This window comes from Legionella navarrensis (genome assembly GCF_052527415.1).
On the sequence record NZ_JBNVZR010000001.1, the window covers coordinates 270,501 to 294,824 of the forward strand.

The window sequence follows — 24,324 nt, forward strand, 5'->3', positions numbered from 1 at the left end:
AAATGAGACTCAAATGAGCTGGAAACAGACGGATAAACCAATCAAGTAGCGTATGTCAATGTATTTATTCAGGCCGTGCCACACCCACCACCCTCATCCCCAGCCCTTCTCCCTCAAGGGAGAAGGGAGCCGATCGTGCCAACGGATTAACTTCAGTTCAAATTAAGATGGGACAGCCCTGGAGCATAGGCTGACGAGCGGGGAAGCCGATGAGATCTTTCCCTGCCGTCAGCACCATTCCATCAGCGCGCAGCTGGCTTCGGCTGATCCTCTTCCGGCGCATGGCTTTCCTGTTTTCTGATAAAGAAAGACGGTCTGAGATGGCGAAGCTCTCCCCTGATAACCGCTTTTCTTTCCTCGCTGACCGTTGATGCCTTGACTGGCCCCTGGCGCAGTTTTTCTACCCGTTCCCTTGCTGCTGCCAGCCTTGTTTTGGCATCGGGGGGCAGAGTCAGTTCTGCTGGAACCACCGGTTTTGCTGCCTTTTGTGAGGGCAGGGCTGCCGTGTGTAAGGCCAGTTTGCGTGCCTGTTGCTTGGTAAAATACAACTCGTTGCGCAGCATGACGGCATTATAGCGCTGATTGTTTTCATCATATTGCACAAAAACAGGATCGGAAATAATTGTGCTGTCGAGGCCTTCAACAGACAGATCAAGCCCTGTTTTTTGATAGATGATGTAAATGGGGCGCCCCAGCATCCTGGTCAGAGCAAGTATTTTAAGGTAGTCAGCCGGTGCATTTTCTTTGGTGGTTACCATTGGATTGGCCGTTATAAAAGCCTCTGTCAGCCCGGCCAGGCTTTCTGCCGACTGATCCACATAATGTGCAACCGCCTCAAACAAACCGTTACCCGGACCCTGGTGAGGGATGATTTCCGCGCTGTCATCATAGAGGCGTTGAGAATACAGAGCCCAGGCATGGAGCGAATTCAAATCAGGATGCTGAATGGAAACATTGCGTATCTGATATTTGAGATCAGCATACATAGCGCCTGCTTTTGCGTAGGCAGCCAATTTATCATCCTTGTCAGAAGCCTTCTCCAGCATTGCGGCAATCTCTGCAAACTGTTTTTTGAGATTGCCAAGGATAATCTCTATCCGCTTTTGCTCAATACCGGATGCCGCCTGGTAAACGGCATACAAGGTACGAATCGCAAACCAGATATTTTGTATGACAGGTAATTTCTCATACACGCTTTGAGCGGCCTGAAAATATTTCCCCCGTTGTAAAACTTCCAGCACGCCGTGCAAAATGGTGTCTTCATGCATATAGAACAATTGCTGCCATTTACCGCCATAAAAATGCTCCATCAGCAATTTATAAAAAATATAGAGGCGATCCTCTCCAGCCCGTCTGCTATCGTTGGTCATCATATGGTCTATGAACTGATGGATATAGGGCAGGTTGAAAAAAACCGTGGTTACCTTGCGGGCCACGCTGAACAGATCCGTCGATTCTGCTGCAAAAAGATAAAGCGATAACAGCATTTGCACCCCGGTAAAACTGTCGGTTGCATGGTGGACTACGTTATTGACCTGGTGCAGCCCTTTGGCAAAAGATGACTGTTCCAGCCAGGCTTCCATCGACAGCCTGGTTTTTGCTTTTTTGTAGCAGTGTTCCAGATAAAAATCGGTCAGGGTCGACAGGAGTTTTGCGCCTATGACTACGTTGTTAAATCGATTCAGATAGCTGTGAGCTGCCTGCACAAAATTGTCATTGCTGCCTGTCTGCAGCAGATTAACGAATGCATTAGCCTCATCATTGCCAAAGCCAGCCGTTTCCCGGAGATATTTGCCTGGATCGTAATCTTTTAACAGATTTTCGCTTATCTTCATGTTAACCAGGGACGTAATATGGGCAAGGCATTGGGAAACCCGTTTACGCTGCTTTTTGCTTAAATCAAGGCGGGCTTTGATTTGTTTATCCAGAGCGGTAAGAAGGAAATCTGCTGCCAGATGACCGTAGCCAAGCAGCTCAAGGTTGCGTCGAGTGCCTTCTGTCTGTTTGTTGTAAATCTGGCTGGCGATTCGCTTCGCATCATGGCTTTGCAGCAGATCATGCATAATTAATTGCTTACCAATCAAATCCAGCCTCTGAGGGTTCACTTTCTCCGCAAGCGCTTTCTTTTTCTCCGGGTCGCTTTCCTCATCCAGCTGCTGTTGAAAGGCCTTCAACAGCGCTTGCTCTTCCTGCAGGCCGGCTATCTGCAGGCTGCGTTCTATATGTAGATTCAGCCATTTATCGGTTTGCAGCTGGTCGTTGCCGCCGGGCAGTGCGAGGAGAATGGCAACCTGAGTATACTGATTGGCACGTTCTTCCATCAGGAGGAGCCAATCGCGCAGATAGTAAATTCTTTGTTCGGGGTTGGCCAGTGATTGCAGATCGGCATAAGAAGCCTGCAGGTCTGCTGTATCACTGCCTGACCTGGCTTCAAAATAACGAGCTATGCACTGCGCGTCTTTCAGCAGCACGCTGGCTTCCTGATTCTGCGGATCGCGTGCCAGCAGGGCCGTCATGCTTTGAACTGCAAGGTCAGGGCAGGATTCACCCAGAACGGTTTGCGCAAGCGCTATCATAATTTTGCCATATTTGTCCGGGTCCTGAACCAACTCGGCCAAATCCGCTGCTTTTCCATGTATGGTGCTGAGCTCATCCTTCGTTGTATTGGGATGGATGCCCTCCAGAACATAAGCGATAACCTGCGCCAGCATATCATCACGATGGGGCACGCTGTTGCCAACCCCCTGCATCTTCTTATGTAATTCCTCACCGCACTGTGGATTACCCATGATGGCGGTTGCTACAGGCAGAATGTCTCCATTAAAATCCCCGGCCAGTTGTTCAAATTGTCGCTGAAATTCATCGCTATCGACCAGCTTTTCCTTAAACTGCATGGACAGCTCGATAAATGCTTCATGAAAAAGGGCGTTTTTCGTATTGTACGTGCTGATGTCTCTGACCATACTGACTTTGTTATCCACCTGGGCGCGCCCCTGTTGCCCGGCTGCAATCTGAGCTTCTACATGCGGGCGATTTTCATCACCTTCCTCCATGCAGGCCAGCAGGTTCTCGTGGGTCTGAATACTCTCATCCAGTGATTTTTTATAGTCATTGGCTAATAAAATCAGATCTTCCAGCGGCAATTGCTTAAGCTGATATTTTTGCAAGGCCTCATCAAAGGCGTCGGTTGCTTTGTTAACGTTTCCAACGCTTCGATTGGTTGCAACCAGTTTACAGGTATATTTGTATAGGTCATTTGCTGAATGTTGTTTTTTTTCGTTCTCAGCTATCAGATTCTCATAATATTTTTTGTCTTTATGATCGTCGGGTAATCCATTATAAAGCTCTTTGTACTTGTCAATGATTTCCTGAAGCTTATCCACATACTGGTTTGTTACACGGCGCAGGTCTTTGCTGTGAATTTTACTATTGAGATAATCGTCATGCTTTTGGTTTAACTGCCCGGCAATCTCCTGCAGCTCCTGATACGCTTCATAGAGACCGAGTTGGGTGAGCATCACGTCAACGCCTTCATCCATGTTGTGTAAGTCAGGAAGAAATTTTTTGATATACTCCCTCGTTTGCTTGCGCGGGGCGTGTTCACTGTGTGACGTTTGACGGATGACGGGGCCTTTGCCGTCACCATGATCAACAAATTTGTCATGATTATTCTCAATAAAATCAGCCAGTTTTTCCCTGATGTGCGGTGGCAGTGGCGCATTGCTGGCTAATAGCTTTTCCAGATCCTCCAGCGACATGCTTGTGGTTTTGGCTACGTCCAGTTTGACATGCCTGTCATAGGCAAGACTGATGTATTTTTTTAGCATCATGTCGCTCTGATGATCCGCCCGGGCGAGCGCCTGCTGCGCATTTTTAAGCAGGATAGCTATGTTGGGTGCATTTTCAGGGGCATTCAGCAAAGCCTGCAGTGCGTCGCAGGCTTCATTAAAAATCTGCTGGGTTTCCTGCATTTCTTCGCCGACAAAGCGGCACTGCTTTTTAATGCGCTTCATTTGTTTTTTAAAGCGCTTGCGCTGATAATACCAGCTCACGCCCAGTACCAGGCCGCCTAAAACAGCCGCACCGCCCAACAGAGCGAGACTGCTTAATTTAAATCCGGTAACCGTCACGCCTCCAACAACACTGAAGCCTTCCTGATTTCCCCTGATATCAAAGTGAAAGCGGGCGCCGCTGGCTGGATTTTTGGGTGTTGGCATGATGGCTCGCTGTTGTTCTTTCAGCGTGCTTTTGGGATTGCAGCTTTTACGAATTTTATCGCGTAATTCGCTGACATAGTTCAAATCATACTGCGGCTGTGAGGATGTTCGGCTGCCTGATGCGGTCATTGTGTCCATGGAGGAAGATGAGGCTGGTATGGACGTTTGCGATACCGGGGGACGCAGTGTTTCGCTGATAATATCCCGCTTTGGATTCGGTTGTCTGCCCGTACCGGACAGGCGTAAATCCTGACTCAGTTTTTTGAGGTTGCTGAGCGCCTGCCAGGCTGCACGCGGGCTTTCTGTGCCCAAGGGTTGCCCGGGTAACTTTGCTTCGCCATACAGGGTATCCTGCCAGGACTGCACCCAATCGACTATTCCTTGAGCGCCTTTTATCCAGAACCAGGCTTCATTGCCTTCATGGACAAGCAAGAGTGCGCCAGGGCCCAGGTCTCTGAGTTTATCTGCCTTTATCCCGGAACAAGGCCCCCATGGGTTGTCATGGTGAATCAGATTGTATTCAGCCTGTACTTTGGTCGGTTGGTTAAGATCGCCTGGTTCCAGTTCGCTTCTGGCGGCTTCACATTTGTCAGGAACGCTGGCGATGGCATCAATACCGCTCTGTACAAAACCACTTAACGCCTTGGCTCCAGATATCCAGAAGGCGGCTTCCTGATACTCCGGATTGAGCAGCATCGCACTCGCTCCGAGCCCGGCCAGTTTTTCAGGCTTGAGTTTCCATGGGCTGCCATGATGAGCCAAATGATGATCGGCTTCGGACGGTGTCATCGGGACGAAATCATCCGGTGTTAAAAGAGCCCATGTTTCTGCATGGCTTTTGTCCTGGCTTAACAGGCATTTTGCTGACACATCAATTCCGGCGGTGATCGTGTCCATGATAAAATTCACGCCAGTACCCACCGCTCTTAATCCTTTTTCAAGCAGCCACGATTCAGCAAAATCATGATGAAACAATAAAGCCTGAGGTCCCAGTTGCTGCAATGTTTCTGTTTTGATCCCGTGACAGGGTCCCCAGGGATTACCAAAATGAATCAGATTTTCATCAGCTTCTCCTGGCGTGGGATGATTAAAGTCTTCTGGTCTGAGTTTGTCCCAGGCAGTTTTGAACGCCGCTTCCTGATCGGGGGTGTAGGCAAAAAGGGACGCTGCTGCCAAAAGTGTGGCTGCCGCCGGATTGATTGAATAAAGACGTGACCACGCATATTGTTGCGCAGAGATCGTTGTAACCGTAATAGCTGTGGCCGCAATGTTATGAAAAAGCCAGCCATGTTCTTTCAGGTACTCATGACGCTGACGCGTATGAAGCCAGTCAGCAGTATTATTAAGAAATGTGAGCGTTTTGTCGCAAAAATTAAAAACCTGTCTGCTGGTCAATGGAAAAGAGCGACGCTGGGCCTGGGATTTTTGGGCTAAATCCTGAGCAAGAGGATCTGTTTCAGGTCGTGCTGAACTGGTCTGGGCTGTGTTTGTATCGGGCATAGCAGGGTTGCCTTTTAAAATAATTGGTTTTTATGATTGTCGGGAGCGTTCCCGTATTCAGGTTTACAGCTTCATCTGGAAGGCATCCGGTTCCAAATCGTAAAGCGTCACCGTTCCTTCCTGCGTCATGGTTTTTAACATCCCTTTCCAGGTTTTTCCTGCGGGTAAATTCAGCGCAACATAATGATTATTGCCTTCATAACCGATGAAAACGGGCGGATTAGTATCGGACAGGTATTTGTCGCCCTGAAGGATGACCTGCTTTAAGTTGGCGTGAACGATAGCGCAACAGATTTTTTGTGTTTCACAGAATGCCTGGATGTGAATGTCATCCACGTAACAACGGTCAATAGTGATTAGAGCGCAGAACTCCTCATATCCTTTGTAAGAGTAATAGTCATCCCCTATTTTCATGGTCCCTTCTTCAGGATATTCCCCACAGAAAGCGGGTGAGTAGATGCCGTCGTTATTGATCAGCTCCAGCGCAATTGCATCGCGCAAGTCCCCTACAGTCCATGCCTTCGCAGGAGCTTGAGCTATGACCGCGTCAAAAAAACAGTTTCCATCGGTAAAAGGTACTTTTCTGTCCTGCAAACCGAAAGCATATTTAAAAAGCGCAGCCTGGTCGGGTTTTCTGGAAAAAAATCTTTGGGTTTGAGCTGTTTGAGCTTTAGCAGCTTCCGCAGGATTTTCAGACGCTTTTTGGTAATCTTCCGTGGCTTTTTTATAATCCGCAACGATCTGGTTATAATCATCGCTCAGGGTTTTATACAGTTTGACAGCAAAGGCTTTTGTAGCCGGGTTATTTGACTTTTGCATGCTGGATACGAAGCCGAGCGTGTCATGCAGCTTCAGAATTTTTTCATGTTGTTTTTTCAGGTTCTCATATAGATCGCACACGCTGCTTTCATCATGTTCACCGAGCAACTCCAGGGTTTTCTCGTAGAGCACAAGATAATCGACCTTGAGTCTGGTAAATTTGTTTTTGAAGCTGATGAGCTTCAAGAGGAGTTGCTCATTCACTTCCCTGAACAAGGCCACATCGTTTTGTGCCTGGGTAAGCCTGCCATCCATTTCCTGCTTGCGTGCTATTGCTTTGTCGCACGCGATGATGAAGGCTTCATGCCCATAACATTGTGCAACTCTGCGAAAATAACCGTCCCCGGTTTGGGCTCCCTGCATGATAAGGTACACGGCGACATCCGATGCACCATATTCTGCCGCATAGTCCAGCATCGTCCAGTTTTTTCTGCTGCGGATACGTTTATCAGCATCACTCGACGTCGTCACCATCTTGTATCCACCGGCAATCGTCGTGAAAATAGCCAGCGGAGGCATAAGGATCACCCCTACCATCGAGGCGCCTGCCCAGCCCAGTGTTTTTCCAATACTGGCAGATGAATGATAAAGCGTTTGAGAATCCTCTAAGGGATTGGGCGCATCGAGAATATCTGGGTGCTTTAGTAACTTCCTGCTAACGTAAGCCAGATTGTTGTTGGCAGCTTCTCGATAATATTTTAATTTTACAGGCATGTGATGAGTACTCCAGGTTGTACTAGAAAATCAGATGGTTAAAAAAAATGCAATTATACATAAAAAACACAGATTGTCATGTACGTAAAAATACGAATTAATTTTGACAGGTAAAAATATTGCAACCCAGACTAAAGTATGTCGTCCCCGCGCAGGCGGGGATCCATGGTTAAATCAGGCGGGAAGACAGCCCGGAGTTTTGTCCAGTACAAAGCGAAATTAAATAGAAATGGTACTGGCTAAGGCAGAAACGCAATACTGCAGACAAATAAAGACAGGAATGCGGCTACCAATCTAACCATGAATCCTGTCTCAAAGCAGGGCATTCGTTTGAGCTGGATGCCGACGACGAACCAGCAAAAAAATGCTGGGATGAGGAGCTGTAAATCGTGGTTCTGGCCGTTTGGGCTTTTGCGTTCTCCAATAACGTAATCATCTCGGAATTGCCTAATCTTTGTGCCAAATCCAGAGGCGAACAGTGATTAAACGGTGTTTCGGGACTGTACTCATTATCAGAAATGTTAAGGCAGATATCCAGTCGCGCTCCGCTTTCAATCAAAAATTGAACAATATCAGTATGCCCATTGATAATCGCAAGAGACAGGGCGGTGCGATTTTGCTGATCAGGCCAGTTAATCACCCAGGGAGCAGAGGCAGCAAGACGTTTGACGGATTTCAGCAGGCCAAGCGTTGATGCCTGCCAGATTGCTGCTGCAGCAGCAGCAGGGCAAAGTTCTATCAGCTGTTCTATAGCGTGCTTCAGACAGGCGCGTATCACATCTTTAGCGTCATAGTGCAAGGCCATCAGCCAGGCATTCAGGTGTGGAGGGGTTGCGTTGCGGGTTGATTCGATTGCGAGATCGGAACCGGCCTGAACCAGATAACAGGCAATGGTATCCTGTTTGTACATGATGGCCATATGCAGGGGGGTACCCGTTACATAAATTATTTTTTTCAAAAGTGGTGAGCCATGAGGTATCAGCCACTGAATTTTTGCCAGGTCGCCACTTCTGAAGGCATCATCCAGACTCAATGGCTTAATATTATCATTTCCAACGAGGATCGAGCCCATGGACGAGAAATATTCAAAGACATGTTTATGGCCATAATAAAGCGCCCAGTCAGCCAATGTAAATTCATTCAGAACGTCATGCCCATTTTCGGATGACGAAAAGGCGGTCTTTACGGTAGTGCAGGCATTTTGTCCAACCAGATATTGTACAATATTCAAGTGCCCTTTCATTGAAGCATGGATTAAGGCTGTACATCCAGACGAATCGGTTTTATTAATGAAGTCGGGGTTTGTTTGAAGCAGACGTTCCAACAAGCCGGGCATATTTTCCTGTGCCGTCACGATAAAAAGTCTGAATCCATTCCGTGGATTTCTTTTACTCATCTCCAGCAACTCGCTTATACGCTCTTCAGATTGATATCCCGCCTCTATCAGCATTTTCGCAGCCTGCCCACGCCCTGACTGGATTGCAAAATCAAGGGCCGAGTGTTGCTCATCTTCGGTCAGATAATGAAACTCTGTTCTGGCATGAAGATCTGATCCTGAGTCAATTAACGCCCGCAAACTGGCACATTTGCCATATGCCGCCGCATGGTGTAATAAAGTTGAACCACTGATGGGTTGAAGCATGCCGTTTCGATCATATTTGAACAGAAGCTGGATGGCATACACATCTTCGCTTGTTACAAGATACAAGGGGCGCTCCTCGTTCGGGCAGCCGTACAAATCAAGTACGGAAGGTAATTTTGCCCGATTCTGTAATTGGGGAGCAGTAATCATGTATGTGATAAGCCACTCCTCCAGTAAATCGAGCGTTGTATCGTCTGTTATACCGTCAGCTATGTCCGTAATAAAAGAAGGAACAAGCAAGCGATCTGGAATACGATTCTCCGGATCAAGCTGTTCAATACGTGCCAAAACAGGGAGGTGCTGGAGCAGCTCCGTCGATGTTGATCCACACATGCGATAGTTGGCAATGATTTGGAGAATTCGTACGGTTAAAAAACCCTGTTCAATTGATGAGTATTGCATTTCAAGGTAGCCTAAACCTTGAATAACTGCGAGGGTTCTGGGATATCCCTGGTTTCCCGGATACTTGAAATATTCCTTAAAACGATTATTCGTAAAAAACGAAATTTTCCCGGACTCTATTGAGTTTCTCTTAAATGCATTATCAAAATCCACACAATAAACAGTACCGTTATGTTCCAGAAAGTTATTTGGAGAAAAGGCATCTGCGATAATATGGCCGGTTCGCTGGTATATCTCGATTAATGCAGTGGCTATTTGCTCATCTGTAGCTTCAACGTTACCCAAAAAGGGCGCAATCCAGCCATGCCTTGATACATAGGCCGGGCACTCTGGATTGATTTCATTCCATTTGTTTACTACCCGATCCGGCTTAGAAAGAGAGCAGCGTTTCAGGGGTTTTTTTATTACCCAGTGACAGGTTTGTCCATTAATGGTCAATTCTTTTTGAGAGCGGTAGACCCGGTTGAATGCTCCCTGACCAATAAAAATCCAGCCGGTGCGTTTCAGCTCGGCTTCTATTTCGTCTGTTGTCATCATAGTCTTATCTACTTCAAGTCGTTTAAATAATGCGCATTGTAGTGTTGTTAAATTATTTTGCAAGTATTAATAATTTTTGACGTGTTGGTTTATTAGGTAGCGAGCCTAATCCACTCAAGCAGGGTAGAGTTCATATGCCTGGGCGCCAGGACATTACCTCTTCGCTCATAACGCAAACAGGAGCAGCACCGGCATTCCATTTAGTTTTGACATGCGTCGTCACCGCGCAGGCGGGGAACCATCCATGATTTGCGCATAATGCTACGCTGGTGAATAAATCCCCGCCCGCGCGGGGATGACACTTACTTCTCAAAACTAAATGAAAACAGTACTACATGATTGCGCAGTCAGATCTTTCACTAAGCCTTGCAGCTGGAGCAAACAGGAATGGATCGTCAATATAAAGTTCGTATGCCCGCTCTTTTGTACAACCGAAAATGCCAATGAAATGCAGTTGAAAGCTGTATTGTCCTGAACCCGGCATATTAAGCGAAATCTGCTTGTTGTATTCTACTTGAGCTAACCCGCTTTCAGGTGCTGCAAAAAAAGCGAGGCAGCAGCGTGAGCGAGATATACCATACATAGCACCAGAAGGCGCTTCTTCTGCTTCCACCACTGAATCAAAATTATTTTGACTGATCTGTATAGCGAGTTCATCAAGACTGATAGCGGGGGAAATGCTGGAAATTGTTAAAAAACCGTAGGCGCCCATGTATTTCTTTAAAAAGCCTTCAGCTGTTATTTCTGAAAAAATATCCCTGACAGCATCTTGTTGAACCTGTGATTTTATGTCCTTTATCATCGTATATCTCCAATCAGATGGATGCTGATATCCAGAAGACGCATTCCTGAGGATGCAGCGCATGTAGTATTGCAGTTCATCAGGTCGCTTTCAACTTGAATGCCTGCCAAAATTTGCAGCCAGTTAAAAACCGGGCTGGATGGCGGAAAAACAGCAGCAGCAAACGAGTGTAACTACCCAGGTACGTCATCCAGAGCGTAGCGAAGGATCTCAAGTAGTTACGGACAAGTTTATATGTTCGCTTCAGAATCGCCTCAAGAGGCAGTCTCCGCGTTTTATCCTCGAAATGAACCGGCGTAGCTGGCACAAGGCCTTTATCTTTCTGCGTCAGCTGAACCGATGTTATTTCTTTTTAGGCTTACTTGCTGGCTTTGAAGAGGTTTCTCTAACCGTAGTGCGAGGATGTTTATCCGCATATTCCTTGGTCACAAACTTGCCGGTTTCTGCATCTCTATATTGCTTACTCATAACAATCTCCATTCCGTGATTCTATAGATAATCATAGAATGTGTATTAAATTTAATCAATTTCTACTGGATAAATCAGGGTTGCGTGCCGTGCTTTATGCACAGTATCCAGCTGCGCAACGGGGTCTTTTAATGTCATATGTGAGAGAGTCAGGCTTAATTCCAGTGTAGAGACAGAGCATAGACGCGTCGAGCGAAGCCCTGACCCATGTTGCTGTTGATATTATTTTTTCTTATCGATTAATTTATGCCCAATAGGATCAAATCCATTGCTCAGGATCGACATTAAGTGTACAATGCGTGCTCAAAAATATTTCCGGAATCAAATCATGGCTGCAACAGAAAAATCAATCAAACCTTTGCTTCAACTTACCTTATTTCGCTCTATTCCTAACGTAGCATCCAGTCAACCTGGTCCCGATAAATTCGATTGCTATAACCAAGCCTACCTTGCTTGTCTGCCTCTGTCGTTATTAGACCATGTAGGGTATGGTCGGCAATATGAAGCCGAGACCATTTTAAAACGATATCCAGATCTTTTGTTATCTCAAGCATCAAAGCCTGTTATCGATATAACCGGAAAAATAATATCAGGCACCGCTTTTCAATATGCCATGTGGGCAATGGATACTCATATGTGCACTATGATGCTGAATTGTCTTCCTCAAAACGAACAGGGGGAGGAGATAAGAAAGAGATTGTTAGAGCAAGCCGAAGCGCAAATAGAGCACTTTAGTTTTCAGCCACTCATTAGTGCGCTTCAAACCTATGTTGATAATTTTGACGCCTGGGATGCACCGCAGAGAGAGGCGCACTGGTGCGAAGTCGTGGGCTTGGTGAAGCGGGATTTGCCGGCACATGTTCGCCAGGTATATTGCCATCTGGACAGCTCATTTTCTCAGGTACCCAGTTGTACCAGGGGGACCTGGCCTCGGGCTTTAGGTTTTTATAATCCGACTAATGCCTTATGGGAAGATTGGGATGCTGGCCTGGGCAGGTCCTGGAAATGCACCGGATGGGAGCGGCCAGGCGTCGAACGCCTTGGGTGGGTGCGTGCCGATTTGGCGGCGATCAACGCCTTATGCGCAGCGAGAACTGCAGACTTGAATAGGCTCCGGCAGCGACTTCAGGACCCGATTCATAAACTGGATGATGTTTCAGAAGCTCCGACTTGTATCTGATTCGTGCGAGTAATTCTGTGGCATAAACTGCCGCAGGATTTTGCTCTCAACAGGATGTTAAAAACCACTCAGTCAACTCCTGATACTCCTGTGTTTCCGATATCCGCACCCACCATTTGCTTAACTTGTCCGCGGTATCCAGTGGTTCAGCGTGAGAAGTCAGCTGCCCATGAATACCGCGGACAAGCCCTGAGAGATCCACACAAATTTAATCATATTATGAGAAAGCGATTGGCTCAAGTGGCATTCCGGACAAGGTCACTATGGGTAAAAGTGGCGCCAACAAAGCTGGTATCGATACTGTCAACTTGCATCTGGTGTTTCTGTTTATGTTGGGCGGTGTGTTTACGCAAATCACCGTTCGCCAAATCAAATACCTGAATAATATTGTGGAGCAGGACCATCAGTTTGTGAAAAAAATCGCCAAACCTGAGAAGGGGTTCAACGCGTTTCATTCAGCAATTGCGACAGAACCCCTGCTTGATATTGAGCTACCTATTTGCTAATTTTGCTGTCTCGGTGAAAGGCCGTTACGTTGGCGTTCTTACACACTGAAATTGGGAGAAAAAATGGCGGCAAGTCAATTTTATACTAGTATGTTTCAGCAAGCAGATGACCGCGAATATCAGCCGAAAAAGTTATTGGCATATGTATTACAAGGCAATGCTGAGTCAGCTAAAAAGATATATTCAGGCAATCCTGGATTGCTATTGACGGAGGCGACTGCAGAGGAGTATGCAGCAGGAATAAACGAAAACGGTAAAGCGGTAAAGAGAATTATTTCTGCGTCCCCATTAAGAGCCATGTTAGGTGCAGGGGATATCTGGATGCTGGAAGATGCCCTCACTGCTCTTATTCAAAAAAACGATAAAGATTATTTGCGATTGGCATCTGATGAATTTGAGAAGCAATTTCCGCATGGTTTTGATTATCCTAAAAGCAGTTATGATTTTAGTGTGTTAGCTAATGCAATCACAGAAGATACTGGGCTTGTTGCAACAGGAAAACAAAGTGCGGCAATAAATGCGATACTCTTCGAATTCAGAAAAAAGTTTATGCCTGATGTCGTTAGTTGCGGTCACCATTTTAATTTAAATGAACTAATTGCTGCTTGTAATGTGTATGAAGACTATTGGCCGAGATGGACGACTAACCAACGTTCATTATACTGGAGTCATGTCATTGGTTATTTGTGCCGATTAGTCACAGCAGTTGATGCGCAAATATTAAGTCAGGGAATTGAGCGATTGGTGGTGCAGCGTAGAACCCCAACGAGATGCTTCGAATTACTTTTTGACCTTGTAACGCGTGAAACGATAAACTATTTTCCTCTGGATACTAATCTGTCGTGTCGTATGGGCGAGCATTTTGCTATTACAAGTTATTTTTGCGGTCGTGCTCGCATTGCTTCTGATCCTCCAACAAGCAAAGAGTGGACGCCTGGATCGTTATTAGAACCTTTAAAGTCAATAAAAGGTGAAAAATTGGCCGAGCTTCACGCCTCATTAAAAGTAGAGCTGATACAAATTCTGCCAAATCATGCAAATGTAAATACGCTATGAAAGATTTTATTTTATGAGCACAGTCACACGTTCAGTTTGCACCCTGTTCGCACCCTGCGAATGTGGTTTGAGTAGTGGGATTGGCAGGAAAGTCAGTGTTTTCATGGTGTCCCGGGCAGGATTCGAACCTGCGACCTGCCCCTTAGGAGGCAGGAAACTATAAATCCGTATTTGTTTTTTTAAATCCAATAATTCCTTATATATCAAGTGACTTGATATATTGCATAGTCCGAGGTTGTCCGATAGAGTGCGCCTGTGTCCAGCCATTTTTGGGCACCCAGTTGGGTGCCCAATTCAGGAAAAATAATAATTAAGGAATGAGTATGATGCAAGTCGCTCTAGAGCGTGATCACTCTGGTCAAATTTCAGTTATCCGGAATTTCCAAATAACTGAGGATTGTATAGCTAGTGCAAATAATGTTGTTCAAAATCGAACTATTAAGAATTTCTTAATAGTTGCTCATGATGATATACAAGACGTTGAGCAAAAGTTAGCCATAAAGAAATTCTTAATAACTGCAAGAAAGGAGCATCAGCATGGCTTCTAAGCAACTCAATTTCGATAATTTGGTTGTTGCTATTCAAAATACGCATGACGCTTTTATAACTCAAGCAGTCAAAACCGTAAATATTTGCCTGACCATCCGTAATTGGCTCATTGGTTATTATATTGATGAATATGAATTACAAGGTACTGACCGTGCTAATTATGGTGATTCTTTATTAGAAAATTTGTCTGCTCAACTCACTCAAATGGGTGTAAAGCGCATGGATGTGCGTGAGCTTCGACGTTTTCGCCAGTTTTATAATTATTACCCACAAATTCGGGATTCACTGAATCCCGAATTTAAAGCGCTACCTATTATGTCTAAAATAGCCTTGCCTGAGATTCGGGATTCGGTGAATCCCGAATTGAAAAAAAGTGATCTTAAGTTGGATGGCTGCTTATTGGTTGAGCGTTTATCTTTCTCACATTTTGTAAAATTGCTTCAGATAGAATCACCACTGAAACGGCTTTTTTACGAGATTGAGTCAATACGTGGTCACTGGTCAGTGAATGAACTTAGACGCCAAATTGCTACACAATATTTTGAGAGAAGTGGATTGTCCTTGGATAAAGAGGCTTTAGCAAAATTGGCTCATCAGGGTGCTGAAAAGCAAGAAGTGACGCATATAATTCGCGATCCTTATGTATTCGAGTTTCTTGGTTTAAAAAAACAAGATGTTATGACCGAACGAAAGCTGGAAGATGCATTACTCGATAAGCTGCAAGATTTTTTGCTTGAATTAGGGCATGGTTTTTGTTTTGAAGCACGTCAGAAAAAGATCGTTATCGGTGGAGATTATTGTTTTGTCGATTTAGTTTTCTATCATCGCATCCTGAAGTGTCATGTTCTTATTGAACTTAAAAATAATGCTTTTCGGCATTCAAATATAAGTCAACTCAATACATACGTCAGCTATTACAAAGAATATGAAATGTCAGAAGGGGATCAACCACCCATTGGCATCTTACTGTGCACACAAAAGAATCATGAAATGGTTAAATTCGCATTAGCCGGTATGAACAATAGTTTGTTTGTGTCGCATTATCAGCTGCAATTACCACCGCGAGAAGAAATAGAAGCTTTCTTACAGCAGGCTATTGCTGAATTGGATCCTAAGAGTTAAAGCGAATATTTAATTGTGCAGACGCCATCTGCACAATTAGTGCAACGCTGCGTTGCACAATTTCCTCTAATCAAAAGGTCAACAAGCTGTTGACCAATTTGGGAGACAGTGTCTCCCAAATTATGAATTAGTAATTGTGTTATTAAAGTAATTAACGATAAATACGGAACTGATTGGACAGATGACGATCGATTGCTATTTGATCAGATTGCTGGAGATATGGTAAACAATGAATCCCTTGCTGAAAAAATGCGAGCGAATACCAAGGAGCAAGTGAAGCCTGTGTTTGAAGCAGAGGCTATGACTGCTTTTGTTAACCGTCATGGTCGAAATGAAAAAATCATTGGTGATTTCTTGCAAAATGAGCATTTACGAAAATTGATTATTGCTGCTTTGTTAGATGATGTTTATCAGAAAGCGAATGAGTGATTTGTATTTCCCTAGCAAACTCCATTGCGGAGGGGGCTCGTCCTGACAGGTTGACGCCCAAATGTAAACGTAAGCGGGATGCTTTTCTTGAAGACAATCCGGCTATTCCTAACCCATTGATTTAAATGGCGTCCCGGGCAGGATTCGAACCTGCGACCTGCCCCTTAGGAGGGGGCCGCGCTATCCAGCTGCGCCACCGGGACTTTATCTGACATCGCAATTCTAACGTCATCACTCATAAATAACAATCAGGAATTCGATTTCTGGCTGCGTTGATTCTGCTTTATCTGAAAAATAATATGGAGTAGGATAGGCCGTTTCGATGCGCAAAATAATGCCGCGTGTTGAATTTTTTCAATTTTGCTTTCAAGGAATGATTATGTCCAGACAACTTGCTATCTTCGGAACGATGGCGTTCGCACTGCCTGTCGTTGCTGCTACTCCTGTTAATCTCGCGACCCAGTCCCCAACCTTTCTCGCCAGTCAGTCGTTGACTTCCCCAGGTGTTCAGCTAAAGGAAACCAGTCGGCGCAGCGATGCGAAAAATACGCTGCATGTTCGTGTGCAGCAAGAGTATCGCGGTTATCCGGTCTGGGGGGGCGACAGCATTGTGCATATTCCTGACGCAGGTCGTTCGGCACAGGCTTTTGCTTCTATTGTTAACGCGAAAACATTTATGAACGGTATCGTCTATCAGGGGCTGAACAAGGATCTGGACAGTGCGCCGAACACGGTTTTTACCGACGGGCAGCGTGAGCTGGCGTTGGCTCATGTGTTGAGCCTGAAGCCTGAGTTGAAAGGGCATCGTGCACAAATCAGGCATGAAAAGATTGAGCTGATGGTCTTTGTGGATGATGCTGACAAAGCTCACTGGGCTTATAAAGTCAGTTATCATGTATTGCCTTCGGCGAATATCAAACGCCAGACACCGACCATGTTGATCGATGCGGTGGATTTTACCGTTTATGAGTCATGGGACGATCTGAAATCGTATGGAACCCCCGGAGAGCTGGTGAATGCTGGTGGTTTTGGCGGGAATCATAAAACCGGTAAAAAAGCCTTCGATGGTTTGCCCGGGCATTTACCCTGGCTGACCATGACACGTTTTGAACAAAGCAATATCTGCCGTATGGCAAATGAGCATGTGTTTTTAACGAACGTATCTGCCAGCTCGCCAAAACCTATGCAGTTCCGCTGCGAAAAAACTGATCCAAGACACAATCATATCTATTGGAATGGCCAGCACGACAAGGTGGAAACAACCTGGTCTCCTTCCAATGACGTGATGTTTGGTGCAGAGGTAACGCGTCAGATGTTCAATGAATGGTATCACATGCCCATGTTAACCCAGCACGGTAAGCCGATGCGTCTGGAGGCGGAAGTTCACAGCCCAGATGAAAATGCCTACTGGTTTAATAATAAAGTGATGTTTGGCGACAGCCTCGGCAGCGAGGATCTTAATCCGTTTACTCAGCTGGATACGGTGGCACATGAAATCAACCATGGCTTCACCGAGCAGCATTCCAACTTGCGTTATCGTTCGCAGTCAGGTGGTTTGAATGAGGCCTTTTCGGATATAGCCGGCATTGCCGCGGAGTTTTATGCCTATGGCAGTACAAATTTCCTGGTGGGGCTTGGTGACGTAAAGGCTAAAGATAAAGCCTTGCGTTACATGGACCAACCCAGCAAAGACTGTGAAGGGCGTGAGCCGGGTTACTATTGTTCCATTGATACCTTCAGTCAGTATTATGAGGGGCTGAATGTTCATTACAGCAGTGGACTGTTCAACCGGGTTTATTATCTTCTGGCTCACACACCCGGCTGGGATGCCAAAAAAGCGTTTGACGTGATGGTTGAGGCCAACATCAATCACTGGCGCTCAAGCACCAGCTTCAGCGAAGCGGCCTGTGGCGTTGCACGTGCTGCGGACACGCTGGAATATAATGTGGCTGATGTCCGGCAGGCATTTGATACGGTAGGTATACCGGTCTGTGAGTTTTAATTCTGGTTCCTGCTGGTAATATGTAGCCCGTATTAGCGATAGCGTAATACGGGAATGACATGGCTCCGATCCCGTATTACGCTATCGCTAATACGGGCTACAGACTGATGACTCGTCACATCCCCACATAATTAGGGCCACCACCGCCTTCCGGCGCTTTCCAGACGATGTTCTGACGTGGGTCCTTGATATCACAGGTTTTGCAGTGAATGCAGTTCTGAGCGTTGATCTGCAGTTTTGGTTTGTGATCCTGTTCCACAATTTCATAAACGGCCGCGGGGCAATAGCGCGTTTCTGGTGAGTTGTACAGGTCATAATTGACACTGATGGCCAGCTCAGGATTTTGCAGCACCAGATGAACGGGCTGGTTTTCCTCATGATAGGTATTGGTCAGATAAACAGAGGAGAGGCGGTCAAAGGTAAGGACACCGTCTGGCTTTGGGTAGTCGATTTTTTTTGCTTTGTCGGCCAGCTTCAATCGATTGTAATCCTTATGAATTTTCAATGTCCATGGCGAGTGGCCAAAGGTCAGATAGCTTTCGATAAAGCCGTTCAATAGTCCAGTCCAAAGGCCGATCTTGAATCCAGGCCGTATGTTTCTGACTTTGTACAATTCGTCGGCTACCCAGGATTTATTGACTTTGTCCTGATAGCTGGTCAGTTCAAATGGTGTCTCGCTTTTCTGACTCAAGGCCTGGACGCAGGTTTCGGCTGCCAGCATGCCGGATTGCATGGCCGTGTGAATGCCTTTGATTTTAGCTACATTAAGAAACCCGGCCGAATCACCTATAAGGGCGCCGCCGGGGAAGGTCAGTTTGGGCATAGACTGCCAGCCTCCCTCGTTTAATGCGCGTGCACCATAGCTGATGCGCTCGCCACCCTTGAGCAGGCTGCTTACGAACGGATGGGTTTTGAAACGCTGCATTTCCTCAAAGGGGCTTAACCAGGGGTTTTGATAATCAAGGCCGACCACAAAGCCAATGGCTAAGCAATGATTGCTCATGTGATAGATAAAAGATCCGCCATAGGTTTTTCTGTCCATGGGCCAGCCAACGGTATGAATTACCCGGCCTTCGCGATGATTTTCCGGCTGAACCTGCCATATTTCCTTGATTCCCAGGCCATAGGTTTGCGGCTGCCTGTCTTTACGCAGACGGTAGCGTTTAATCAGCATCTCGCTTAACTGCCCACGGCATCCTTCGGCAAACAGGGTTTGTCTGGCCAGTAGATGCATGCCAGGCTGGTAGTTCGCCGTTTTTTGACCACTTTTATCGATACCTACCGCACCAGTGCTGACCCCAATCACCTGATCCTTGTCATTATAAAGTACGGATGAAGCGGCAAAGCCTGGGTAGATTTCACAGCCCAGTGCTTCGGCTTCCTTTGCCAGGAACTGACATAACTCTCCGAGGCTGATGATGTAGTTGCCGTGGTTGTCCATTGGTTTGGGGGTAGGCAGGTGAATGGCGCGCTTTTTCGTCAGATAATAAAACGAATCGTCAATGACGGGGGTAGGGAGTGGGGCATTTTTCCAGCTGTTCGGCAGCAGCTCTTTCAGCGAGCGCGGTTCGAGAACCGCGCCTGACAGGCTGTGTGCGCCGATTTGTGCTCCTTTTTCCAGAATGCATACGCTGATCTCTTTGCCACTGCGTGCCGCCAGTTGTTTTATTTTAATCGCCGCAGACAAACCAGCTGGTCCTCCGCCCACAATGACTACATCAAATGACATTGCTTCGTTTTCCATGTCCCATTCCTTACGAACCCAAAAACAGGATGATCGCTGCTTGCAGAGAGGAGGTCAAGATTTTGTTGCGAATTAAAAAAACAGTATTCAATTCAGGTAGCTATCGGCATATACTGTTGCTTATATTCGTCATTTGGTTACTTCATGGCACCGTTCAGGCAATATCAGAAAACGGCAGTGTTGCTGATTGCTCCGCAGTTAATTGTGACCCTTGTCTTTTTTATCTGGCCCGCCTGCCGCGCGCTGATGCAGTCTTTGTACGCCGGTGATGCCTTTGGTATTTATCATCGCTTTGCTGGCCTGACTAATTTCATCGATTTATTTTATGACCCGGGCTTTGTCAGCGCGCTGCTTGTCACGCTGGTGGTAGCCACCATGGTGACGGCACTGACTCTTTTTTTTGGTTTGCTGCTGGCGGTTCTGGTAAACCGATGCCGTAAAAGTCAGCGTAGCTACAAGCTTTTGTTGTTGTGGCCTTACGCTGTGGCTCCCGCTGTAGCTGCCATGCTCTGGCGTTTTCTCTGCCAGCCCACGCTGGGCTGGCTGGCTGGCGTTTTGCAGTCGATGGGGGTGGATTTTAACTATCTGGTTCATCCCTGGCAGGCTCTGGGCGTGATTATCGTCACGGCCAGCTGGCAGCAGTTCAGTTATAATTTTCTTTTTTTTCTTGCGGCACTGCAGGCGATTCCGACGTCTTTGCTTGAAGCTGCCATGCTGGATGGGGCGTCGAGCTGGCAGAGATTCAGGCAGATTATTCTGCCGCTTCTGGCGCCCACTACGTTTTTTTTACTGGTAATGAACCTTATTTATGGTTTTTTTGATACCTTTGGCATTATCGACGTGTTAACCAATGGCGGTCCGGATAACAAGACGAGCACCATGATTTACAAAATTTATAAAGATGGCTTTGTGGGAATGGATCCGGGCGGGTCAGCGGCACAGTCTCTGGTGCTGATGTTTATGGTGACCGGCTTGATTTTATTCCAGTTCCGCTATCTCGAAAAACGGGTGCACTACACATGAACCAGTCCAGACGCACCAGGTTTTCTCTGCCTGCGCTGCTCACCCATGCGCTGTTGATTCTTGCCTTGCTGTTTATGTTCATGCCGCTGTATTTTGCTCTGGTTGCAGCCAGTCACGAGGGAGCCGCGATGATGCATGCGCCTTTACCGACTCTGCCTGGCACGTCGCTGCTGCAGAATATCAAAGAGGTGCTGGTCGACGGTATCGCGGCGACAGGCGGTCAGCCCATCTGGCGCCTGCTGCTTAACAGCCTGCTCATGGCGACCCTGATTGCGCTGGGTAAAATTGCTCTTGCACTGTTATCGGCTTTTTCACTGGTGTATTTCGAGCTGCCATTCAAAAAAATCTGTTTCGCCATCATCTTTTCTACCATGCTTCTGCCGGTTGAGGTACGTATCGTTCCCACCTTTCAGGTGATCGCGTCTTTTGGCTGGCTGAACACCTTTGGTGGCCTGAGCCTGCCGCTGATGGCATCGGCAACGGCTACTTTTCTGTTTCGGCAGTTTTTTAAGACTATTCCGCCCGAGCTGGTGGATGCGGCCAGACTTGATGGCGCAACACCCTGGCGGTTCTTTTGGGATATCCTTCTCCCCCTGACGAAAACGCAGCTCGCGGCTTTGTTTATTATTCTGTTTGTGTATGGCTGGAATCAGTACCTGTGGCCTTTGGTGATTACTTCTGATGCCAGCATGGGTACCATCGTCATGGGCATCCGTTATCTGGCGGGCGTGGCGGATCAGATTCCGCAATGGCATTACATCATGTGCGTGGCCTTGCTGGCCATGCTGCCGCCCTGTATTGTGGTGATGAGTATGCAGCGCTGGTTTGAAAAGGGGTTAATTCACTAATGGCAACCGTTACGATTGATAAGGTCAGTAAAGACTATGGTCAACAGCGCATTCTCGACTCCGTGAGTCTGTCCATCGAGCGCGGCGAGTTTGTTGCGGTGGTTGGGCCTTCTGGCTGCGGTAAATCAACCCTGCTGCGCCTTGTGTCTGGCCTTGATGATGTCAGCGCTGGAAAAATTCTGATTAATGGCGAATGCGTCAACAAAACACCCGCGCACAAGCGCGATATGGCGATGGTGTTTCAAAGCTATGCTCTGTATCCACACATGAGCGTATTCGACAACATGGCCTATGGGCTCAAAATGCGAGGCATGGCGGCTCCCGATATTCATAAGCGCGTGACCGAAGCCGCCGCCATGTTACGCCTGAGCGACTACCTGGAACGTAAGCCCCAGGCTCTTTCAGGCGGTCAGCGTCAGCGCGTGGCCATGGGGCGGGCGATTGTGCGCTCACCATCTGTCTTTTTGTTTGATGAACCGTTGTCGAATCTGGATACCAGCCTGCGTACCGAGATGCGCCACGAAATCAAGAAACTGCATCAGCAGTTGCAGACAACCTGTCTGTATGTTACTCATGATCAAACCGAGGCGATGACCATGGCTTCCCGCGTGCTGGTGTTGAATCAGGGACGGGTCGAGCAGATTGGTTCACCGCAGCATCTGTATCAGGAACCGGCATCGATGTTTGTTGCCGCGTTTACTGGAATATATCCAATTAATTTTATACCAGCTACACTGAATAACAGAGAGATTGTCAGTGATGCCGGCTGTGTGTTGCCTGCGCCAGAATGGCTGTTGTCGAACAGTTCGAATACGGCTGTGATGCTGGGGGTACGTCCCGAGCATTGGATTCTGACCGAAGACAGGGTGACCAACAGTATTCCGGTCAGCCTGGAGTTTGTTGATGATCTCGGTGCCGACAAACTGTTGCACCTGTTGTCGCAGACAGGCCGTCATCGTTTTTGCGTCAGAATATCGGCGGATACGCCGTTACCGGAGTCCGGTATGGCTGTTAAACCGGTTCTGGATAAGGTATCGATATTTCACCCGGAAACTGGTCTGCGTTTGGGAGGATGGGCATGAGTAAACAAAACAGCGGTGCTTTGACCGATTTGGATACGCCACACTTTTCCTATTGGCAGGCTCTGTACGCCTCGTTTTTCAGTCCAGAACTGTATGTGGATGTGGGAAAACGATGGAAGCGTTTGTCGCTGGGCTATCTGCTGCTGGCCATGTTTGTGATTCTGTTGCCGCTCAGCCTGCGAGTCATGTACATCATGAATCAAAACCTTGAGCGTGAGCTGTTCGAACCCATTCGCAATATCCCGACCCTGTATCTGCAGAATGGCAAGGTTTCACTTGATAAGCCCATGCCGTATTTAATCAAGGACAGCAGTGGGGCTGTGAAGGCGATTGTGGACACCACCGGTAAGATTACCTCAATCACCAGTGAGTATCCTGCCTTAACGTTTTTAATTACCAGAGACAGCCTGTTTTATCGCATCCCACCTGATCCGCCGGTGTTTTCTTCGGTGGCAAATCCGGTCAATACCGGAACGCCTGAGCAGTTTAAGCTGCCAGCTGATATGACGGAGGTGTTTAATGGAGCCGACTGGCTGAACTCGTCCGGCGTCCGGGCGCTTAAATTTACGGTGCTGTTCTCTCTTTATCCCTGCCTTGCAATGGCCTTTTTTGGTCTGTATCTGAGTCTGCTCCTTGCATTCGCCATGATGGTGCAGTTTGTGTCATATATATTCTTAAAGTTTACGGTCACCTACGCTCAGGCGTTTCGTCTGTTGATGGTGGCTTCCACACCGCAGTTGGTCTTGCTGACGCTGCTCATACTCTTTAACGCTGTTTTCACAGGAATGGGTGCCGTACTTCTGGTTGTTATCGCACTGTATTGCAGCTTTGGTCTGCTGTCACTAAAACGCGTCAGCAACAGGCTGGTGCGCTTATGAAGGATAAAATACATTTTGCGCATGGCAACGGGTTTCCATCTGCCTGTTACCGGCAGTTATTTCTGATTCTGGAAGACCGCTACGAATGCGACTACATCAGCAAGGTAGGGCATGATCCCCGTTTTCCTGTGAGCGATAACTGGGAGAATCTGGTGGATGAGGTCATTACCAGTGTGCGTCAGAATTTCAACGCACCGGTTATTGGCCTTGGTCATTCTCTTGGCGGTGTCCTGACTTTCCTGGCTGCGATAAAAGAACCATCGCTGTTCAAGGCGGTGGTGATGATTGATTCTCCTCTGCTGAACCGCTTCCGTTCACGTATGGTACGTTTTGCCAAATCACTGGGGTTTATTGATCAGCTGACTCCTGCGGCGCGCACCCGGGGGCGGCGTCATCGCTGGGAGACGAAAGAAGAATTAATGGCCTACCTGAAAAGCAGACCTTTGTTTAAGACTTTTAACGATGCCTGTCTGCAGGATTATATTGACTATGGCGTTGAGGTCGTGGATGGCGCTTATCAGCTGGTATTTGACCGGGAAATTGAATACAGGATATTTCGTACCATTCCTCATCACTTACCCTCGCTTGAAAACAGACTGATGGTGCCAACATCGTTGATTTATGGCGATAAGAGTTCTGTGGTGGATCATAAAACGGTTCGTTACATGGAGGATAAGTATCAGGTGCGTTGTTATAAGATGCCTGGTGGACACATGCTGCCCATGCAGAATCCCCAGCTCCTGGCCGAGAAGATTTATCAGGCACTGGACGCCTGTTCCATGGTCCGGTAAAGGCAGAACGGGC

18 protein-coding genes and 1 tRNA gene are annotated in these 24,324 nt (G+C 47.0%); 12 read left to right on the forward strand and 7 right to left on the reverse strand.

Features of this window, described 5'->3' with window-relative positions:
- Positions 1-242 precede the first annotated feature (242 nt).
- The 5 genes from ACQUTA_RS01065 to ACQUTA_RS01085 all read right to left on the reverse strand — a co-directional run bounded on the left by ACQUTA_RS01065 (position 243) and on the right by ACQUTA_RS01085 (position 11,101).
- Positions 243-5,717, reverse strand: coding sequence for a hypothetical protein (locus ACQUTA_RS01065; protein WP_444986335.1), 5,475 nt, complete (start codon positions 5,715-5,717; stop codon positions 243-245).
- 63 nt (positions 5,718-5,780) lie between these two features.
- Complete coding sequence (locus ACQUTA_RS01070) at positions 5,781-7,250, reverse strand: OTU domain-containing protein (protein WP_444986336.1); 1,470 nt, start codon at positions 7,248-7,250, stop codon at positions 5,781-5,783.
- Between the two features lie 286 nt (positions 7,251-7,536).
- Positions 7,537-9,831: an ankyrin repeat domain-containing protein gene (locus tag ACQUTA_RS01075; RefSeq protein WP_444986337.1), complete on the reverse strand. Its 2,295-nt coding sequence runs from the start codon at positions 9,829-9,831 to the stop codon at positions 7,537-7,539.
- A gap of 331 nt (positions 9,832-10,162) precedes the next feature.
- Entirely contained in the window at positions 10,163-10,633 is a 471-nt protein-coding gene (locus ACQUTA_RS01080) for a hypothetical protein (RefSeq protein WP_444986338.1), read from the reverse strand.
- Between the two features lie 342 nt (positions 10,634-10,975).
- Complete coding sequence (locus tag ACQUTA_RS01085) at positions 10,976-11,101, reverse strand: multidrug transporter (RefSeq protein WP_444986339.1); 126 nt, start codon at positions 11,099-11,101, stop codon at positions 10,976-10,978.
- A gap of 328 nt (positions 11,102-11,429) precedes the next feature.
- Between ACQUTA_RS01085 and ACQUTA_RS01090 the strand changes: the two genes are divergently transcribed.
- The 6 genes from ACQUTA_RS01090 to ACQUTA_RS01115 all read left to right on the forward strand — a co-directional run bounded on the left by ACQUTA_RS01090 (position 11,430) and on the right by ACQUTA_RS01115 (position 15,943).
- Positions 11,430-12,281: a Dot/Icm T4SS effector CpeA-related protein gene (locus ACQUTA_RS01090; RefSeq protein ID WP_444986340.1), complete on the forward strand. Its 852-nt coding sequence runs from the start codon at positions 11,430-11,432 to the stop codon at positions 12,279-12,281.
- A gap of 263 nt (positions 12,282-12,544) precedes the next feature.
- Positions 12,545-12,787 (forward strand): hypothetical protein, encoded by a 243-nt coding sequence (locus ACQUTA_RS01095; RefSeq protein ID WP_444986341.1) that lies wholly within the window; start codon positions 12,545-12,547, stop codon positions 12,785-12,787.
- A gap of 63 nt (positions 12,788-12,850) precedes the next feature.
- Positions 12,851-13,843: a hypothetical protein gene (locus ACQUTA_RS01100; protein ID WP_444986342.1), complete on the forward strand. Its 993-nt coding sequence runs from the start codon at positions 12,851-12,853 to the stop codon at positions 13,841-13,843.
- Positions 13,844-14,166: 323 nt separating this feature from the next.
- On the forward strand, positions 14,167-14,391 hold the full coding sequence (locus ACQUTA_RS01105) for a hypothetical protein (protein WP_444986343.1): 225 nt from the start codon (positions 14,167-14,169) through the stop codon (positions 14,389-14,391).
- Positions 14,381-15,514, forward strand: coding sequence for a PDDEXK nuclease domain-containing protein (locus tag ACQUTA_RS01110; RefSeq protein WP_444986344.1), 1,134 nt, complete (start codon positions 14,381-14,383; stop codon positions 15,512-15,514). The genes ACQUTA_RS01105 and ACQUTA_RS01110 overlap by 11 nt, the downstream gene beginning before the upstream one ends.
- 219 nt (positions 15,515-15,733) lie before the next feature.
- The gene (locus ACQUTA_RS01115) at positions 15,734-15,943 is read left to right on the forward strand and encodes a hypothetical protein (protein WP_444986345.1); all 210 of its coding nucleotides are present in this window, start codon (positions 15,734-15,736) and stop codon (positions 15,941-15,943) included.
- Positions 15,944-16,069: 126 nt separating this feature from the next.
- Here the strand turns inward: ACQUTA_RS01115 and ACQUTA_RS01120 are convergent.
- Positions 16,070-16,146, reverse strand: a tRNA-Arg gene (locus tag ACQUTA_RS01120).
- 176 nt (positions 16,147-16,322) lie between these two features.
- On the opposite strand from ACQUTA_RS01120, the gene ACQUTA_RS01125 reads away from it, so the two are divergent.
- A complete protein-coding gene (locus ACQUTA_RS01125) occupies positions 16,323-17,945 on the forward strand; it encodes a M4 family metallopeptidase (protein WP_444986346.1) in 1,623 nt (540 codons plus the stop codon).
- Positions 17,946-18,060: 115 nt separating this feature from the next.
- On the opposite strand, the gene ACQUTA_RS01130 is transcribed toward ACQUTA_RS01125, so the two are convergent.
- The gene (locus tag ACQUTA_RS01130) at positions 18,061-19,689 is read right to left on the reverse strand and encodes an electron transfer flavoprotein-ubiquinone oxidoreductase (protein ID WP_444986347.1); all 1,629 of its coding nucleotides are present in this window, start codon (positions 19,687-19,689) and stop codon (positions 18,061-18,063) included.
- A 144-nt stretch (positions 19,690-19,833) separates the two neighbouring features.
- Between ACQUTA_RS01130 and ACQUTA_RS01135 the strand changes: the two genes are divergently transcribed.
- Genes ACQUTA_RS01135 through ACQUTA_RS01155 form a run of 5 tightly spaced genes read left to right on the forward strand, consistent with a single transcriptional unit; the run spans position 19,834 to position 24,311 of the window.
- Entirely contained in the window at positions 19,834-20,712 is an 879-nt protein-coding gene (locus tag ACQUTA_RS01135) for an ABC transporter permease subunit (protein ID WP_444986348.1), read from the forward strand.
- On the forward strand, positions 20,709-21,560 hold the full coding sequence (ugpE, locus tag ACQUTA_RS01140) for a sn-glycerol-3-phosphate ABC transporter permease UgpE (RefSeq protein ID WP_444986349.1): 852 nt from the start codon (positions 20,709-20,711) through the stop codon (positions 21,558-21,560). The genes ACQUTA_RS01135 and ugpE overlap by 4 nt, the downstream gene beginning before the upstream one ends.
- Entirely contained in the window at positions 21,560-22,642 is a 1,083-nt protein-coding gene (locus ACQUTA_RS01145) for an ABC transporter ATP-binding protein (protein WP_444986350.1), read from the forward strand. The genes ugpE and ACQUTA_RS01145 overlap by 1 nt, the downstream gene beginning before the upstream one ends.
- Positions 22,639-23,520, forward strand: coding sequence for a DUF1189 family protein (locus ACQUTA_RS01150; protein WP_444986351.1), 882 nt, complete (start codon positions 22,639-22,641; stop codon positions 23,518-23,520). Before ACQUTA_RS01145 ends, ACQUTA_RS01150 begins: the two co-directional genes overlap by 4 nt.
- Positions 23,517-24,311 (forward strand): alpha/beta fold hydrolase, encoded by a 795-nt coding sequence (locus ACQUTA_RS01155; protein WP_444986352.1) that lies wholly within the window; start codon positions 23,517-23,519, stop codon positions 24,309-24,311. The genes ACQUTA_RS01150 and ACQUTA_RS01155 overlap by 4 nt, the downstream gene beginning before the upstream one ends.
- Positions 24,312-24,324: the final 13 nt, after the last annotated feature.